The following is a 13,409-nucleotide window of genomic DNA, read 5'->3' as shown; positions in this document are numbered from 1 at the left end:
CGCCGTCCCCACCGCCCTGGAGTATTTCCGTGATCACCGCCACCGGCATCGAGCTGCGCGCCGGCGCCCGCGTCCTCATCGAGTCCGCTTCCTTCCGTGTCGCCAAGGGCGACCGCATCGGCCTGGTCGGCCGCAACGGAGCGGGCAAGACCACCCTCACCAAGTGCCTCGCGGGCGAGGGCCAGCCCGCCGCCGGCTCGATCACCCGCTCGGGCGAGGTCGGCTACCTGCCGCAGGACCCGCGCACCGGCGACCTCGACGTGCTCGCCCGCGACCGGATCCTCTCCGCGCGCGGGCTCGACGTACTGATCAAGAAGATGCGCATGAACGAGGAGCGGATCGCCACCGGCGCCGGCGGCACCCGCGACAAGGCGATGAAGCAGTACGAGCGCCAGGAGACCGAGTTCCTGACCAAGGGCGGGTACGCCGCCGAGGCGGAGGCCGCCACCATCTCGGCCGCCCTCGGCCTGCCCGACCGGGTGCTCGGCCAGCCGCTGCACACCCTCTCCGGCGGTCAGCGCCGCCGCGTCGAGCTCGCCCGGATCCTCTTCTCGGACGCCGACACCCTGCTGCTCGACGAGCCCACCAACCACCTCGACGCCGACTCGATCGTCTGGCTGCGCGACTACCTCAAGAACTACCGCGGCGGATTCATCGTGATCTCCCACGATGTCGACCTGGTCGAGACCGTCGTCAACAAGGTGTTCTACCTGGATGCCAACCGCGCCCAGATCGACGTCTACAACATGGGCTGGAAGCTCTACCAGCAGCAGCGCGAGGCCGACGAGAAGCGCCGCAAGCGCGAGCGCCAGAACGCCGAGAAGAAGGCCGCGGCCCTCAACTCCCAGGCCGACAAGATGCGCGCCAAGGCGACCAAGACGGTCGCCGCGCAGAACATGGCCAAGCGGGCCGAGCGGCTGCTGTCCGGCCTGGAGGCCGTCCGCGTCTCCGACAAGGTCGCCAAGCTGCGCTTCCCGGACCCGGCGCCCTGCGGCAAGACCCCGCTGACCGCGGAGGGCCTGTCGAAGTCCTACGGTTCGCTGGAGATCTTCACCGACGTCGACCTGGCCATCGACAAGGGCTCGCGCGTCGTGATCCTCGGTCTCAACGGCGCCGGCAAGACCACGCTCCTGCGCCTGCTGTCGGGCACCGAGAAGCCGGACACCGGCACCGTGTCCCCCGGACACGGCCTCAAGCTCGGTTACTACGCCCAGGAGCACGAGACGCTCGACCCGGAGCGCACGGTCCTGGAGAACATGCGCTCCTCCGCCCCCGACCTGGACCTGGTCGCCGTCCGCAAGACCCTCGGTTCGTTCCTGTTCTCGGGTGACGACGTGGACAAGCCGGCCGGCGTGCTCTCCGGCGGCGAGAAGACCCGGCTGGCCCTGGCCACGCTGGTCGTCTCCTCGGCGAACGTCCTGCTGCTCGACGAGCCCACCAACAACCTCGACCCGGCCAGCCGCGAGGAGATCCTGGGCGCGCTGCGCACGTACAAGGGCGCGGTCATCCTCGTCACGCACGACGAGGGCGCGGTGGAGGCCCTGGAACCGGAGCGGATCATCCTGCTGCCGGACGGCGTGGAGGACCTGTGGGGCCCGGACTACCGGGACCTCGTGGCGCTCGCCTGAGTCCTCGCGCGGGCCCTCCCGGGCCTCCGGGAGGTTGATCCAGTTCCTTATGGATCATTCGGCCCACGCGTGATCCATCATCTGAGTGAGGCGGTCTCATACCGTCGCACCGCGACGACGGCCCCGGCCGTACCCGCAGGGGTACGCGACCGGGGCCCGTCCACTTTCCGGCGCCCGCCCCCTGACCTGGTGATTCCTTGCGAGAGCGGGGGAGTGTGACGGAGGTCATGTGGCGGAAGGGGAGATTCCGTTCCGTCCTCGTGTCCACTCCTCGGGAAATGCCGTCGTACCGACCTTGCTGAATGGGTGGCCAGGATCGCGGGGAGGGGTGATCATGAGAAGTCCAGAGCGCACTTCCCATGAGGAGGCACGGGTGGCCGAGACTCTGAAGAAGGGCAGCCGGGTAACCGGCGCCGCGCGCGACAAGCTCGCGGCAGACCTGAAGAAGAAGTACGACTCCGGTGCGAGTATCCGGGCGCTGGCCGAGGAGACCGGCCGGTCCTACGGATTCGTCCACCGGATGCTCAGCGAATCCGGAGTCGTGTTGCGTGGTCGCGGCGGCGCGACGCGCGGCAAGAAGACGGCCTCGGCCTGACCCTGGCCGTCAAGGACGGTTCTTCGGTGGCCCCCGGTCGGCCGTGCGGCCGACCGGGTGGTTACTGTGCAGTCACTTAGGCCGGGATTGCCGGCCGACTGCACACCGGAGGCACCGAGATGGCTCTGCTCGACAAGGACGGCGTACGGCTCACCGTGGACGACACGGTCGCCACGGTGACACTGACCAATCCGGCCAAGCGAAACGCTCAGTCCCCCGCGCTCTGGCGGGCTTTGGCGGAGGCCGGACGGTCGTTGCCGGGCAGCGTCCGGGTCGTCGTGCTGCGCGGCGAAGGCAAGTCCTTCTCCGCCGGACTCGACCGACAGGCATTCACGCCCGAGGGTTTCGAGGGTGAGCCGTCCTTCCTCGATCTGGCGCGCGGTTCGGACGAACTGCTCGACAGCACCATCGCCGAGTACCAGGAGGCCTTCACCTGGTGGCGGCGCAACGACATCATCTCCGTCGCCGCCGTACAGGGGCACGCGATCGGCGCCGGCTTCCAGCTCGCGCTCGCGTGCGACCTGCGGGTGGTCGCGGACGACGTGCAGTTCGCCATGCGCGAGACCAGCCTGGGCCTGGTGCCCGACCTGACCGGCACCCAGCCGCTGACCTCGCTGGTGGGCTACGCCCGCGCGCTCGAAATCTGCGCGACGGGCCGCTTCGTGCATGCCGAGGAGGCCGAACGGGTGGGGCTCGCGAACCTCGTCGTCCCCGTGGACGAGCTCGACGCGGCCGTCCAGGATCTCGCGACGGCCCTGCTGGCCCCGCCGCGCGACGCGGTCATCGAGACGAAGGCGCTGCTGCGCGGGGCCATCTCGCGCCCGTACGACGACCAGCGCAGCGCCGAACGGGCGGCGCAGGCACGCCGGCTGCGCGACCTGGCCGGCCTTTCCGACTGACCCGGCCGGCCCGGCAGCCCCGGCGATCCGGTCCGGCAACCCCTCCGATCCGCCCGGCGCACCCGCGTCCTCAGAGCGGCGGAGGGGTTTCGCGCTTACGGTGGTCGTGAGTCCGCACGCTCGAAGGGACACGCGATGACCGAATTCGTGCCAGGGAGCTCTGCCAAGGACGCCGCCGACCGGGGCCGCACCTCCATCGCCGACGGGGTGGTCGAGAAGATCGCCGGACTGGCCGCCCGGGAGGTGGTCGGCGTCCACGCCATGGGCAGCGGCTCCGGCCTCTCGCGCACGTTCGGCGCCGTCCGGGAACGCGTACCCGGCGGCGCCAAGTCCTCCGCCTCGCGCGGGGTGAAAGCCGAGGTCGGCGAGCTCCAGACCGCCCTCGACCTGGAGATCGTCGTCGACTACGGCGTGTCGATCCGAGAGGTGGCCCGGGCGGTCCGTGAGAACGTCATCTCGGCGGTCGAGCGGATGACCGGCCTGGAAGTCGTGGAGGTCAACATCGCCGTCACCGACGTCAAACTGCCCGACGAGGAAGACGAAGAACCGGAATCCCGTCTCCAGTAGCCGAAGGAGCCCCGCATGAGCATGGCGGTCGTCGGCCTGGTGGCCGGCATGGCACTGGCGTTCGCCGGATACTTCGGCGGCTTCGGGGCCTTCCTGCTGGTGGCGGCCCTGGGCGCCATCGGCTTCGTGGTCGGCCGGTTCCTCGACGGCGACCTCGACATCGCCGACCTGTTCCGTCCGCGTGACGGCCGGCGCAGGTGAGGCGCCGATGAGCACGAGCAGCACCAACCCGCCGCGGGCGACCCCGCCGCGGGTACCGTCCGCGGAACGGGGAGCGATCCGGATCGCCGACCGGGTCGTGGCCAAGATCGCGGCCCAGGCGGCCCGCGAGGCGCTGGCCGCGACCGGTCCCGCTCCGGCGTCCCCGCACGCGAGCGTCACCGTGCACCACGACATCGCCCGGGTCCGGGTGAGCCTGGAGCTCGGCTACCCCTCCGACCTCACGGCCCAGTGCGCCGCCGTACGCCGTGAGGTGACCGAGCGGATCGAGCGGTGCGCCGGGATGGCCGTGCCGGAGGTGGACATCGACATCGAGCAGCTGCGCCCCCTCCCGGCCGGGCCGGCCGCCCCCGGGCGCAGCGGCCGGCGGCTGCGGTGACCGGCCCGCGCGCGCGGCGGTTCAGGTCGGTGCGGCGGATCCCGGCCGGGCTCACCGCACTGGCGGTGCTCGCGGTCGCGGGGCTGTTCCTCTACGACCTCGCGGCGGTACGGGCGCACCGGCCCGGCATGGGCTGGCGCCGGGAACTGACGCAGCAGCTGGAGCGGCAGACCCCCGCCGACGCGGAGGTGCTGATCGCCGGAGCGGTCCTGGCGGTGGCCGGGGCGGTGCTCCTGCTGCTCGCCTGCGCGCCGGGGATGCGCGGGATCCTGGTCATGCGGGGCTCGGAGGTACGGGCCGGGCTCGGTCGCAAGGCGGCCGGTCTGGTGCTGCGCGACCGGGCGATGGAGGTGTCCGGGGTGCGGTCGGTCCGGGTGAAGACGGGCCGCTCCCGCGTCAGGGTCCGGGCCACCTCGCACTTCCGCGAACTGGCCGACGTACGGGCCGACCTGGAGGCGGTACTCGCGGTCGGCATCGAGGAACTCGGGCTCGCGCACCCGCCGGTCGCGCGGGTACGGGTCCGCCGGAAAGGGTGACGGTGACGCGATGCTCGGGGTGGTGAACCGGGTGCTGCTGGCCCTGATCGGGCTGGCGCTGCTGGCGGCCGGGGTGTCGGTGCTGACCGCGTCGTGGCCGCTGGCCGGGCGGCACGCACCGCTGCTGACGGCGCGGGCCCGGCGGGCCCACTTGCACGTCGAGGGCTGGTGGTGGTGGGCGGTGCTCGGCGGGCTGGCGCTGTGCGTGCTGCTGGCGCTGTGGTGGCTGCTGGCCCAGTTGCGCCGGCCGAAACTGGCCACGGTGGCGGTGGACACCGGGGACGGGGCCTACGCGTTGTTGCGGGGGCGCGCACTGGAGTCGGCGGTGGCCGCCGAGGTGGGCGCGCTGGACGGGGTCGCCGCGTGCCGGGTCGCCCTGCGGGGCAGGCGGGGGGCGCCGGCCCTCAGGGTGAAACTGGAACTGGAGCCGCACGCGGTCCCCTCGGACACCCTGGCCGCGCTGGCCGGCCCGGTCCTGGAGCACGCCCGCGCCTCGACGGGCCTGACCCCCCTCCCCACGGAGGCCCGCCTCGCGGTGACCTCCCACCGCGCGAGCCGGGTCACCTGACGGTCCCCGACGGCCGTGGCCGGCCGGCCACGGCCGTCGGGCGCGGGGTCAGAAGCCGTGCCGGGCGCCGCCGTCGACGGGCAGCATGACGCCCGTCAGGTACGAGGCCGCCGGGGAGAGGAAGAACGCCGCCGCGCGGCCGAACTCCTCCGGCCTGCCGTAGCGCCGCAGCGGGATCCGCGATTCGTTCGCCGCCCGCGCGGCCGCCGCGTCCCCGGACAGGGCGTCCAGTTCCCGCACCCGGTCCGTGTCGATGCGTGCCGGGAGCAGCCCGATGACCCGGATCCCGCGCGGGCCCAGGTCCACCGAAAGGGACTTCGCGAAGCCGGCCAGCCCCGGGCGCAGGCCGTTGGAGATGGTCAGGCCGGGGATCGGCTCGTGGACCGAGCCCGACAGCACGAAGCCGATGACCCCGCCCTCACCCAGCTGGGCCGCCGCCGCCCGGGCCAGCCGGACCGCGCCGAGGAAGACCGACTCGAAGGCGGCCGCCCACTGCTCGTCCGTGTTGTCCGCCGCCGCCCCCGGAGCCGGGCCGCCGACGCTGATGAGGATGCCGTCCAGACGGCCGAAGTGTTCCACGGCGGTGGCGACGAGCCGCGCGGCCGCGCCGGGGTCGGAGTTGTCCGCCGCGATGCCCACCGCGTCCGGACCCAGCGAGGCGGCGGCGGCAGCCGCCCGCTCCTCGTCCCGTCCGGTGATGACCAGCTTCGCGCCCTCGGCGGCCAGTTCGCGCGCGGAGGCGTGACCGAGGCCACGGGTGGCTCCGGTGACGATGTAGACACGGTCCTTCAGTCCAAGATCCATGCCGGACACGCTACGCCGCGACGGTCGCCGGTTCCGAGGCGGCCTTCGCCGACTCCTCGTCGCGGTCCCGCTTCTCCCGGCGCACCAGGATCAGCCACCCCACCGGCACCGCCGCGGCGAACAGCCACCACTGCACGGCGTAGGCCATGTGCGGGCCGATCGAGTCGTGGTCCGGCTCGGCGACCGGCTCAGGGCTGCCTCCCGCCGGAACCGGCGCGGTGAGTTCCAGGTACCCGCCGAGCACGGGCCTGCCCACGTCCGCCGTCTGCTGGACGCTGTTGATCAGCATCACCTGGCGCTCCGGCAGGCCCCTGCGGTCCTTGATGCCGCTGTCACCGCTCGTCTCGTCGGCCTTGAGCCGCCCGGTGACCGTCACCTCGCCCGCGGGCGCGGCCGGCACCGGCGGGTACGCGCGCGAGTCCTCGCCGCCCGCCACCCAGCCGCGGTTGACCAGCACCACCCGGCCGTCGTCCAGCACCAGCGGGGTGACGACCTGGAAGCCGACCTTGCCGTCGTTGGAGGTGCGCATCCGCACGACCACCTCGTGCGCGGAGTCGTACGTACCGGTCGCGGAGACCGCGCGCCAGAAGTCGTTCCTCGGGACGGTATGGCCGGGGGAGGTGAGCTCGCTCACGGGGACCGGCTTCCCGGTCAGGTTCCGCGCGATCAGCGCGTTCTGCGCGACCCGGTGCTCATGGCGGTGGTACTGCCAGAACCCCAGCTTGATCATCACGGGGATGAGGGCGAGGGTGATGAGGGTGAGGCACACCCACTGCCGGGTCAGCACAAAGCGGTACACGCCCACGACGGTACCCCCACCCGTGCCGGTCCCGGCGGCCGGGTGGCGTCATCCCGCGGCGCCGGCCGCACTGCCCACCTTGTCGACGATGCCCGCCCTCCCCTCGGCGCGGGCGCAGTGCGCTCCGCAGTACCAGTGACCGTCCGCCTCGACGCCCTGTCCGATGATCTGCACGCGGCAGTGCTCGCAGATGGGCGCCATCCGGTGGATGGCGCAGGAGAAGGAGTCGAACACGTGCCGCGCACCGTCCTGGGTCTCCACGTAGAACGCCAGGTCGTAATCGTTTCCGCATACTTCGCAACGGGCCATGCGCCACAGGGTGGGACCGGGCGGGCGGCCCGGGGAAGAGGTCCCGTGGCGAGTCGCGCAAGGGTCACCCGTCTGCCGCAGCCACGTCCCGCAGGAGCTGGGTGAAGGCGGCCTCGTCCACCACGGGCGTCCCGAAGGACTTCGCCTTGACGGTCTTCGAGGTGGCCGAGTCCGGGTCGTTGGTGACCAGCAGGCTCGTGAGCCGCGACACACTCGTCGCGACATGCAGGCCGGCCTCGACCGCGCGGTCCTCCAGGAGCTCCCGGTCCACGGAGGTGTCCCCGGAGAAGGCGATCCGCATGCCCTGCTTGAGCGGCTTGCCGTCCTCGAACCGGCCCGGGTTGGGGTACGGGCACGGTGGCCGCTTCCGGGAGGGCCGCCAGCTCGTCGCGCCGAAGGGACCCTGGTAGCCGACGCGGGGGGCGGCAGGCGTGTCCGACCACTCCGTCAGCGGGCGGCATTCCAGCAGCGGCAGCCGTACGCCGTCCCGGGCGGCGGCGTGCAGCGACGGACGGAAGGCCTCGGCCAGCACGCGGGCGTCGTCGAGGGCGTGGTGGGCGCGCTGCTGGACGACGCCGAAGTGCGCGGCGAGCGACTCCAGCTTGTGGTTGGGCAGCGGAAGGTTCAGCTCCTTCGACAGCGCGATGGTGCACAGCCGCTGACGGACCGGCGCCGCCGCGGCGGCCCGGGCGTACTCCCGGGCGATCATCTGCCAGTCGAAGATGGCGTTGTGCGCGACCAGGACCCGGTCCGCGAGGCGGCCGGCGAACTCCTCGGCGATGTCCTCGAAGAGCGGCGCGTCCCGGAGCACGTCACTGGTCAGGCCGTGGATCCAGACGGGCCCGGGATCCCGGCGCGGATTGACCAGGCTGTACCAGTGGTCCTCCACGTTGCCCTGCGCGTCGAGCCGGTAGACGGCGGCGGAGACTATCCGGTCGTCGCGCGCGAGCCCGGTGGTCTCCACGTCGACGACCGCGTACCCCTGGGGGTACGCGGTCGGCCACATCGTCTCTGCGGTCGTTCGGTCGTCGAGCATGGTCACAGAGGATATCGGCCCCCGCTGACACCCGTGCCCCGACGGCTGGACCGGAGACCGTCGGCCGGGTGCGTCAGCGGCGCCCCGGCGGGTCCGGCGCCAGCAGCGACCGCGTCAAAGCCCGTACGGAAAGCAGGAACAGCCGCTCGGGATCCGGCGGCCGGGCCAGGGCGCGCGCGAGGGCCGGATCACCGGGCGCCGCGGCCGGGTCCCAGAGCTCGCCCTCGGCGGGGGACTGGGCGGGGGAGCGTTCGCGGTTGCGCTCCACGAGCAGGAAGCCGACGATCTGGAACTGGATCGCGCGCACCGCGTCGGCGGCCCGGGCGCCGCGCAGCCCGGCTGCCCGGACCTCGTGCACGAGGGCCTGCTGGGCGGGCAGGAACATCCGCTCGGTCAGCCCCCGTTCGTGGACCATCGCGATCAGGTGCGGGCGCTCGCGCAGTTCGCGGCGCAGCAGCCGGGCCACGGAGACGATCCGTTCGGCCGGGGTGCGGCCCGAGGGCCCGATCGCGCCCATCTCCCGCACCGTCCGCTCCACGAGGGCGTCGAGCAGTGACTCGCGGTTGCCGACGTGCCAGTAGATGGAGGTCACGGCGGTGCCCAGGGCCGTGGCGAGCCCCCGCATGGTGAGGGCCGCCGGGCCGTGCTGTCTGACCAGGGACGCGGCGGCGTCCAGCACCTCCTCGCGGGTCAGCGGGCTTCGGGCCATGGGTCAGCCGCCAATCTGTCGGTCCGTCAGTTCGTCCGGCCGGGGGTCTTTACCCTTCATCCTCGGCGGTGTAACCCTGTTACAGAGCGCAGTCCCGGGACGAGGACGACCCCAGTGAAGGGTGGTACACCCATGGCACGCGTACGGTACGGAGCGCGCACGGATGCCGAGATCGTGGCGTCGCGCGAGAAGAGTTCCCAGCTCCCCGACATCTGGTCGACGGGCGTGGTGGCGGTCTGGGAGAGCGACCCGGACGTGGTCGCGGCGGTCCTGCCGCCCCCGCTCAAGCCCGCCGAACGGCCCCTCGTGCGGGCCGGCATCAGCAAGGTCGACCTGCCCGGATACCCGCTCGGCGCCGGCTCGGTCGCCGTCGCCGCCCGCCACGGCGAGGTCGAGGGCTGGTACCCGCTGGTCATGCCGATGACCCACGAACGCGCGCTGATCGGCGGCCGGGAGGTGTTCGGCGAACCGAAGAAGCTGGGCGAGGTCACCGTCGAGCGCGACGGGCTGGTCGTACGGGCGCGCCTCGCCCGGCACGGCATCGCCTTCGTGGAGGTGCGCGGGGCGGTCGACGGCGTCCTGCCGCTGCCCGAGCCCGCCACCAAGACCGACTTCTACTTCAAGTTCCTGCCCGCCGTGGGCGGTTCGGGCTTCGAGGCCGACCCGGTGCTCGTGCACTGCACGCGCAACGAGAAGGTGCGCAGGCTGGAACACCTCACCGGCGACGTCATGCTCCGCGAGTCCATGTTCGACCCGGTGGCCGACCTCCCCGTACGCCGCATCGTGGAGCTGACCATCGGCGAGAAGACCACCGACCAGCGGGGCCGGGTCGCCGAGCGCGTCAGCGCCCGGGCGCTGCTCCCGTACATCCACCAGCGCTACGACGACCCGCTCCAGGTGCTCGACGGGCCGCCCGAGGGGAGCGTGTGAGATGCGCCTGGAACCGGGACAGGTCGCCGTCGTCACCGGCGCGGCCAGCGGCATCGGGCTCGCCATGGCCCGCCGCTTCGCCGCCGAGGGACTGAAAGTCGTCCTCGCCGACGTGGAGGAGAACGCCCTGCGCGAGGCGGCCGCCGAGCTCTCCAGCGCCGGCGCCGAGGTGCTCGCCAGGCAGGTCGACGTCAGCGAACGAGACTCGGTCTTCGCCCTGGCGGACGCCGCCTACGCCGCCTTCGGCGCCGTCCACGTCCTCTGCAACAACGCGGGCGTCGGCTCCGGCGCCGAGGGCCGGATGTGGGAACACGAGCCCAACGACTGGGAATGGGCCTTCTCCGTCAACGTCTGGGGCGTCTTCCACGGCATCCAGGCCTTCGTCCCCCGCATGATCGCGGGCGGCGCCCCCGGCCACGTCGTCAACACCAGCTCCGGTGACGGCGGCATCGCCCCGCTGCCCACCGCCTCCGTGTACGCCGTCACCAAGGCCGCCGTGGTCACCATGACCGAGTCGCTGTACGCCCACCTCAAGGCGGAGGGGGCCGACGTCGGCGCCTCCGTCCTCTTCCCCGGACCGCACATGCTGCGCACCGGCCTGTGGGAGTCGCACCGCAACCGGCCCGGCCGCTACGCGAAGCAGCGGCCGCGCAGGACCCCGTACCGCAGCCTCGACCAGTACGAAGCCGCGATGAAGCAGGCCGGCCACGAGGTGGAGTTCACCCCGGTCGAGGAGGTCGCCGAGCACGTGGTCGACGGCATCCGCGCCGGCCGGTTCTGGATGCTCCCGCCGAGCGAGCACAGCGACCGGCAGATCCGCGCCCGTTCGCAGTCGATGCTGGAGCGCGCCAACCCCGCCTACCTCGAAGCCTTCATCCTCGACTGAGGAGCAGAGGAGCCCTGCCGTGAACGCGTACGAAGACCCGTACCTGATCATCTCCTCCGACTGCCACGCGGGACTGCCGACCGAGCGCTACCGCCCGTACCTAGACTCCCGCTTCCACCCCCGGTTCGACGAGTTCCTCGGACAGCGGGACGCCCGCCGGGAGGAGGCCACCCGCCTGGGGGTCCGCAACGAGGCCTTCGCCGAGAAGTGGTTCCACGACCACGAGGAGGGACTCAAGGGCGGCTGGGACGTCGGGCAGCGGCTGAAGGAACTCGACGGCGACGGGGTGGCCGCCGAAGTCGTCTTCCCCGACGCGGACGCCGTCGACAGCCAGACCGCGGCCCCCTTCGGCGTGGGTCTCGGCCTCTCCGGCGACCAGGATCCCGAACTGGGCATGGCCGGCGCGCAGGCCCACAACCGCTGGCTGGCGGAGTTCGTCTCCGAACACCCCGAACGGCACTGCGGGGTCGCCCTGCTGCCCATCACCGGCGAACCGGCGAAGGTCGTCGCGGAGATCCACCGGGCGAAGGAGTCCGGGCTCGGCGCGCTGATGATCCCCGCCATGTGGGTGGACCAGGCGCCCTACCACGACCGCCGCTACGACCCGGTCTGGGCGGCGGCGGCCGAGACCGCGATGCCGGTGGTCACCCACTCGGGCGCCGCGCCGCGCCACGAGTACGGGGACCACCTCGGCATCTACGTCTCCGAGGTCACCTGGTGGCCGGCCCGGCCCCTGTGGTTCCTGTTGTGGTCCGGGGTGTTCGAGCGGCACCCGGGGCTCAAGTTCGGCGTGGCCGAGTCGGGCTGCTGGTGGCTGCCGAACCAGCTGTGGTTCATGGACCGGCTCTACCTCGGCGCGCACGGCGGCAAGAAGCTCTCCCCGTTCGCGGAACTGCGGCGTCCGCCGAGCGAGTACCTGGACCGCCAGGTCTTCGTCTGCGCGACGAACACCAAACGGCGCGAGCTGGCCCAGCGCTACGAGATCGGCGTGGACAACATCCTGTGGGGTTCGGACTTCCCGCACCCCGAGGGCACCTGGCCCGACACCCGCAACTGGCTGCGCAACACCTTCCACGACATCCCGGTCGGCGAGACCCGCCGGATGCTGGGTCTCGCGGCGGCGGAGGTCTTCGGCTTCGACACCGCGAAGCTGGCCCCGCTCGCCGCGCGGATCGGCCCGACCCCGGCGGAGCTCGGCCAGAGCGCCGACCAGGCCTCGGTGGAGGCGTCCTGGGCCCGCTCCCGGGAGGCCGGCCGGCACTGGCTGGCCGGCGAGGACTTCCCGGTGCTGGGGGTCTCGTCATGACACCGGACCGCTACACGGTCATCTCGGCGGACTGCCACGCGGGCGCGGACCTGCTCGACTACAGGCCGTACCTGGAGAAGCGCCACCACGACGCGTTCGACGCCTGGGCCGCCGACTACGTGAACCCGTACGAGGACCTTCTGGCGGACAGCGCGGACCGCAACTGGAACTCCGCCCGCCGACTGGCCGAGCTCGAAGCCGACGGCATCGTCGCGGAGGTGCTCTTCCCGAACACCATCCCGCCGTTCTTCCCGAGCGCCGCCCTGATGGCGCCCGCACCGACGGCGGCCGAATTCTCGCTGCGCTGGGCGGGGCTGCGGGCCCACAACCGCTGGCTGGCGGACTTCTGCGCGGACGCCCCGGGCCGCCGGGCGGGTGTGGTCCAGATCCTGCTGAACGACGTGGAGGAGGCGGTCAAGGAGATCCGCCGCACGAAGGAGGCCGGCCTGACGGGCGGCGTCCTGCTCCCCGGAGCTCCGCCCGGCTCCGGGATCCCGGAGCTCTACTCCCCGGTCTACGACCCGATCTGGGCGGTCTGCGACGAACTGGACGTCCCGGTCAACCACCACGGCGGTTCGGCGTCCCCGCCCCTGGGCGACGAGCCCGCCGCCCGGGCGGTGTTCATGGTGGAAACCACCTGGTTCTCGCACCGCGCCCTGTGGCACCTCATCTTCGGCGGGGCCTTCCGCCGCCACCCGGGCCTCCGGCTGGTCCTGACGGAACAGGGCTCCGGCTGGATCCCCGGCGTGCTGGACATGCTGGACTACTACCACGCCCGCCTGGTCGCCGCCTCGGCCACGGCGGAGGCCAAGTTCGGCGCGGGCCTCGCGGAGTCGATGGGCAAGGGCCCCGGCGATGTCTGGCGCGACAACTGCTTCGTGGGGGCGAGCTTCATGCGTCCCCACGAGGTCCCGCTGCGGGAGCGGATCGGACTCGACAAGATCATGTGGGGCAGCGACTACCCCCATGACGAGGGCACCACGCCCTTCTCCCGCGAGGGCCTGCGCATCGCCTACGCCGGCCTGCCCAGGGCGGAGGTCGCCGCCATGGTCGGCGGCAACGCGGCCCGCGTCTACGGCTTCGACCTGCCCCTGCTGGACGCGGTGGCCGCCACGTGCGGTCCGCTGGTCTCGGAGGTCGCCCGGCCGCTGACCGAGATCCCGCCCCAGGCCACGAGCCCGGCCTTCGCCCGCGGCGGCTCGGTCCGCGTCTGGTGAGAGCGCCCTCCGCCGGAGCGGC

General features: G+C 72.6%; 17 protein-coding genes. 12 read left to right on the top strand and 5 right to left on the bottom strand.

The annotated features are described in order from the left end of the window. Positions 1-29 precede the first annotated feature (29 nt). From ACWGH1_RS21630 to amaP, 8 genes are all read left to right on the top strand, one after another. Complete coding sequence (locus tag ACWGH1_RS21630; protein WP_453353599.1) at positions 30-1,628, top strand: ABC-F family ATP-binding cassette domain-containing protein; 1,599 nt, start codon at positions 30-32, stop codon at positions 1,626-1,628. Between the two features lie 373 nt (positions 1,629-2,001). Further along, positions 2,002-2,223, top strand: coding sequence for a helix-turn-helix domain-containing protein (locus tag ACWGH1_RS21625; protein WP_067157635.1), 222 nt, complete (start codon positions 2,002-2,004; stop codon positions 2,221-2,223). Positions 2,224-2,342: 119 nt separating this feature from the next. Continuing rightward, on the top strand, positions 2,343-3,122 hold the full coding sequence (locus ACWGH1_RS21620) for an enoyl-CoA hydratase/isomerase family protein (RefSeq protein WP_453357730.1): 780 nt from the start codon (positions 2,343-2,345) through the stop codon (positions 3,120-3,122). Positions 3,123-3,257: 135 nt separating this feature from the next. After that, positions 3,258-3,689 (top strand): Asp23/Gls24 family envelope stress response protein, encoded by a 432-nt coding sequence (locus ACWGH1_RS21615; RefSeq protein WP_453357731.1) that lies wholly within the window; start codon positions 3,258-3,260, stop codon positions 3,687-3,689. Positions 3,690-3,704: 15 nt separating this feature from the next. Next, positions 3,705-3,890: a hypothetical protein gene (locus ACWGH1_RS21610; protein ID WP_190181939.1), complete on the top strand. Its 186-nt coding sequence runs from the start codon at positions 3,705-3,707 to the stop codon at positions 3,888-3,890. Between the two features lie 7 nt (positions 3,891-3,897). Then, entirely contained in the window at positions 3,898-4,287 is a 390-nt protein-coding gene (locus tag ACWGH1_RS21605; RefSeq protein ID WP_453356197.1) for a hypothetical protein, read from the top strand. After that, on the top strand, positions 4,284-4,823 hold the full coding sequence (locus tag ACWGH1_RS21600; protein ID WP_453356198.1) for a DUF6286 domain-containing protein: 540 nt from the start codon (positions 4,284-4,286) through the stop codon (positions 4,821-4,823). Before ACWGH1_RS21605 ends, ACWGH1_RS21600 begins: the two co-directional genes overlap by 4 nt. 10 nt (positions 4,824-4,833) lie before the next feature. After that, positions 4,834-5,391: an alkaline shock response membrane anchor protein AmaP gene (gene amaP, locus ACWGH1_RS21595; protein ID WP_453356199.1), complete on the top strand. Its 558-nt coding sequence runs from the start codon at positions 4,834-4,836 to the stop codon at positions 5,389-5,391. 48 nt (positions 5,392-5,439) lie between these two features. On the opposite strand, the gene ACWGH1_RS21590 is transcribed toward amaP, so the two are convergent. From ACWGH1_RS21590 to ACWGH1_RS21570, 5 genes are all read right to left on the bottom strand, one after another. Then, positions 5,440-6,195 (bottom strand): SDR family oxidoreductase, encoded by a 756-nt coding sequence (locus tag ACWGH1_RS21590; RefSeq protein ID WP_453356200.1) that lies wholly within the window; start codon positions 6,193-6,195, stop codon positions 5,440-5,442. Between the two features lie 10 nt (positions 6,196-6,205). Further along, positions 6,206-6,994: an SURF1 family cytochrome oxidase biogenesis protein gene (locus ACWGH1_RS21585; RefSeq protein WP_453356201.1), complete on the bottom strand. Its 789-nt coding sequence runs from the start codon at positions 6,992-6,994 to the stop codon at positions 6,206-6,208. Positions 6,995-7,042: 48 nt separating this feature from the next. Continuing rightward, the gene (locus tag ACWGH1_RS21580; RefSeq protein ID WP_453356202.1) at positions 7,043-7,303 is read right to left on the bottom strand and encodes a hypothetical protein; all 261 of its coding nucleotides are present in this window, start codon (positions 7,301-7,303) and stop codon (positions 7,043-7,045) included. Positions 7,304-7,367: 64 nt separating this feature from the next. Then, positions 7,368-8,339 (bottom strand): DEDDh family exonuclease, encoded by a 972-nt coding sequence (locus ACWGH1_RS21575; protein WP_453408916.1) that lies wholly within the window; start codon positions 8,337-8,339, stop codon positions 7,368-7,370. 73 nt (positions 8,340-8,412) lie between these two features. Further along, positions 8,413-9,048, bottom strand: coding sequence for a TetR/AcrR family transcriptional regulator (locus ACWGH1_RS21570; protein WP_453355960.1), 636 nt, complete (start codon positions 9,046-9,048; stop codon positions 8,413-8,415). Between the two features lie 132 nt (positions 9,049-9,180). On the opposite strand from ACWGH1_RS21570, the gene ACWGH1_RS21565 reads away from it, so the two are divergent. Genes ACWGH1_RS21565 through ACWGH1_RS21550 form a run of 4 tightly spaced genes read left to right on the top strand, consistent with a single transcriptional unit; the run spans position 9,181 to position 13,387 of the window. Beyond that, positions 9,181-9,978, top strand: coding sequence for an acetoacetate decarboxylase family protein (locus tag ACWGH1_RS21565; RefSeq protein WP_453355961.1), 798 nt, complete (start codon positions 9,181-9,183; stop codon positions 9,976-9,978). 1 nt (position 9,979) lies between these two features. Next, entirely contained in the window at positions 9,980-10,864 is an 885-nt protein-coding gene (locus tag ACWGH1_RS21560) for an SDR family NAD(P)-dependent oxidoreductase (RefSeq protein WP_453355962.1), read from the top strand. A 19-nt stretch (positions 10,865-10,883) separates the two neighbouring features. Further along, the gene (locus ACWGH1_RS21555; protein ID WP_453355963.1) at positions 10,884-12,170 is read left to right on the top strand and encodes an amidohydrolase family protein; all 1,287 of its coding nucleotides are present in this window, start codon (positions 10,884-10,886) and stop codon (positions 12,168-12,170) included. Further along, on the top strand, positions 12,167-13,387 hold the full coding sequence (locus tag ACWGH1_RS21550; protein WP_453355964.1) for an amidohydrolase family protein: 1,221 nt from the start codon (positions 12,167-12,169) through the stop codon (positions 13,385-13,387). The genes ACWGH1_RS21555 and ACWGH1_RS21550 overlap by 4 nt, the downstream gene beginning before the upstream one ends. Positions 13,388-13,409: the final 22 nt, after the last annotated feature.

It is taken from the genome of Streptomyces sp. NPDC054883, from assembly GCF_053610645.1.
The sequence above is the reverse complement of the archived record's forward strand: the minus strand, read 5'-3'. Positions and strand labels throughout refer to the sequence as shown.

Bases quoted from the DNA above. Each gene is read 5' to 3' on its own strand.
- ACWGH1_RS21570 (WP_453355960.1), bottom strand. From the start codon at position 9,048: ATGGCCCGAAGCCCGCTGACCCGCGAGGAGGTGCTGGACGCCGCCGCG.
- ACWGH1_RS21550 (WP_453355964.1), top strand. From the start codon at position 12,167: ATGACACCGGACCGCTACACGGTCATCTCGGCGGACTGCCACGCGGGC.
- amaP (WP_453356199.1), top strand. From the start codon at position 4,834: ATGCTCGGGGTGGTGAACCGGGTGCTGCTGGCCCTGATCGGGCTGGCG.
- ACWGH1_RS21560 (WP_453355962.1), top strand. From the start codon at position 9,980: ATGCGCCTGGAACCGGGACAGGTCGCCGTCGTCACCGGCGCGGCCAGC.
- ACWGH1_RS21605 (WP_453356197.1), top strand. From the start codon at position 3,898: ATGAGCACGAGCAGCACCAACCCGCCGCGGGCGACCCCGCCGCGGGTA.
- ACWGH1_RS21580 (WP_453356202.1), bottom strand. From the start codon at position 7,303: ATGGCCCGTTGCGAAGTATGCGGAAACGATTACGACCTGGCGTTCTAC.
- ACWGH1_RS21575 (WP_453408916.1), bottom strand. From the start codon at position 8,339: ATGCTCGACGACCGAACGACCGCAGAGACGATGTGGCCGACCGCGTAC.
- ACWGH1_RS21610 (WP_190181939.1), top strand. From the start codon at position 3,705: ATGAGCATGGCGGTCGTCGGCCTGGTGGCCGGCATGGCACTGGCGTTC.
- ACWGH1_RS21565 (WP_453355961.1), top strand. From the start codon at position 9,181: ATGGCACGCGTACGGTACGGAGCGCGCACGGATGCCGAGATCGTGGCG.
- ACWGH1_RS21620 (WP_453357730.1), top strand. From the start codon at position 2,343: ATGGCTCTGCTCGACAAGGACGGCGTACGGCTCACCGTGGACGACACG.
- ACWGH1_RS21590 (WP_453356200.1), bottom strand. From the start codon at position 6,195: ATGGATCTTGGACTGAAGGACCGTGTCTACATCGTCACCGGAGCCACC.
- ACWGH1_RS21615 (WP_453357731.1), top strand. From the start codon at position 3,258: ATGACCGAATTCGTGCCAGGGAGCTCTGCCAAGGACGCCGCCGACCGG.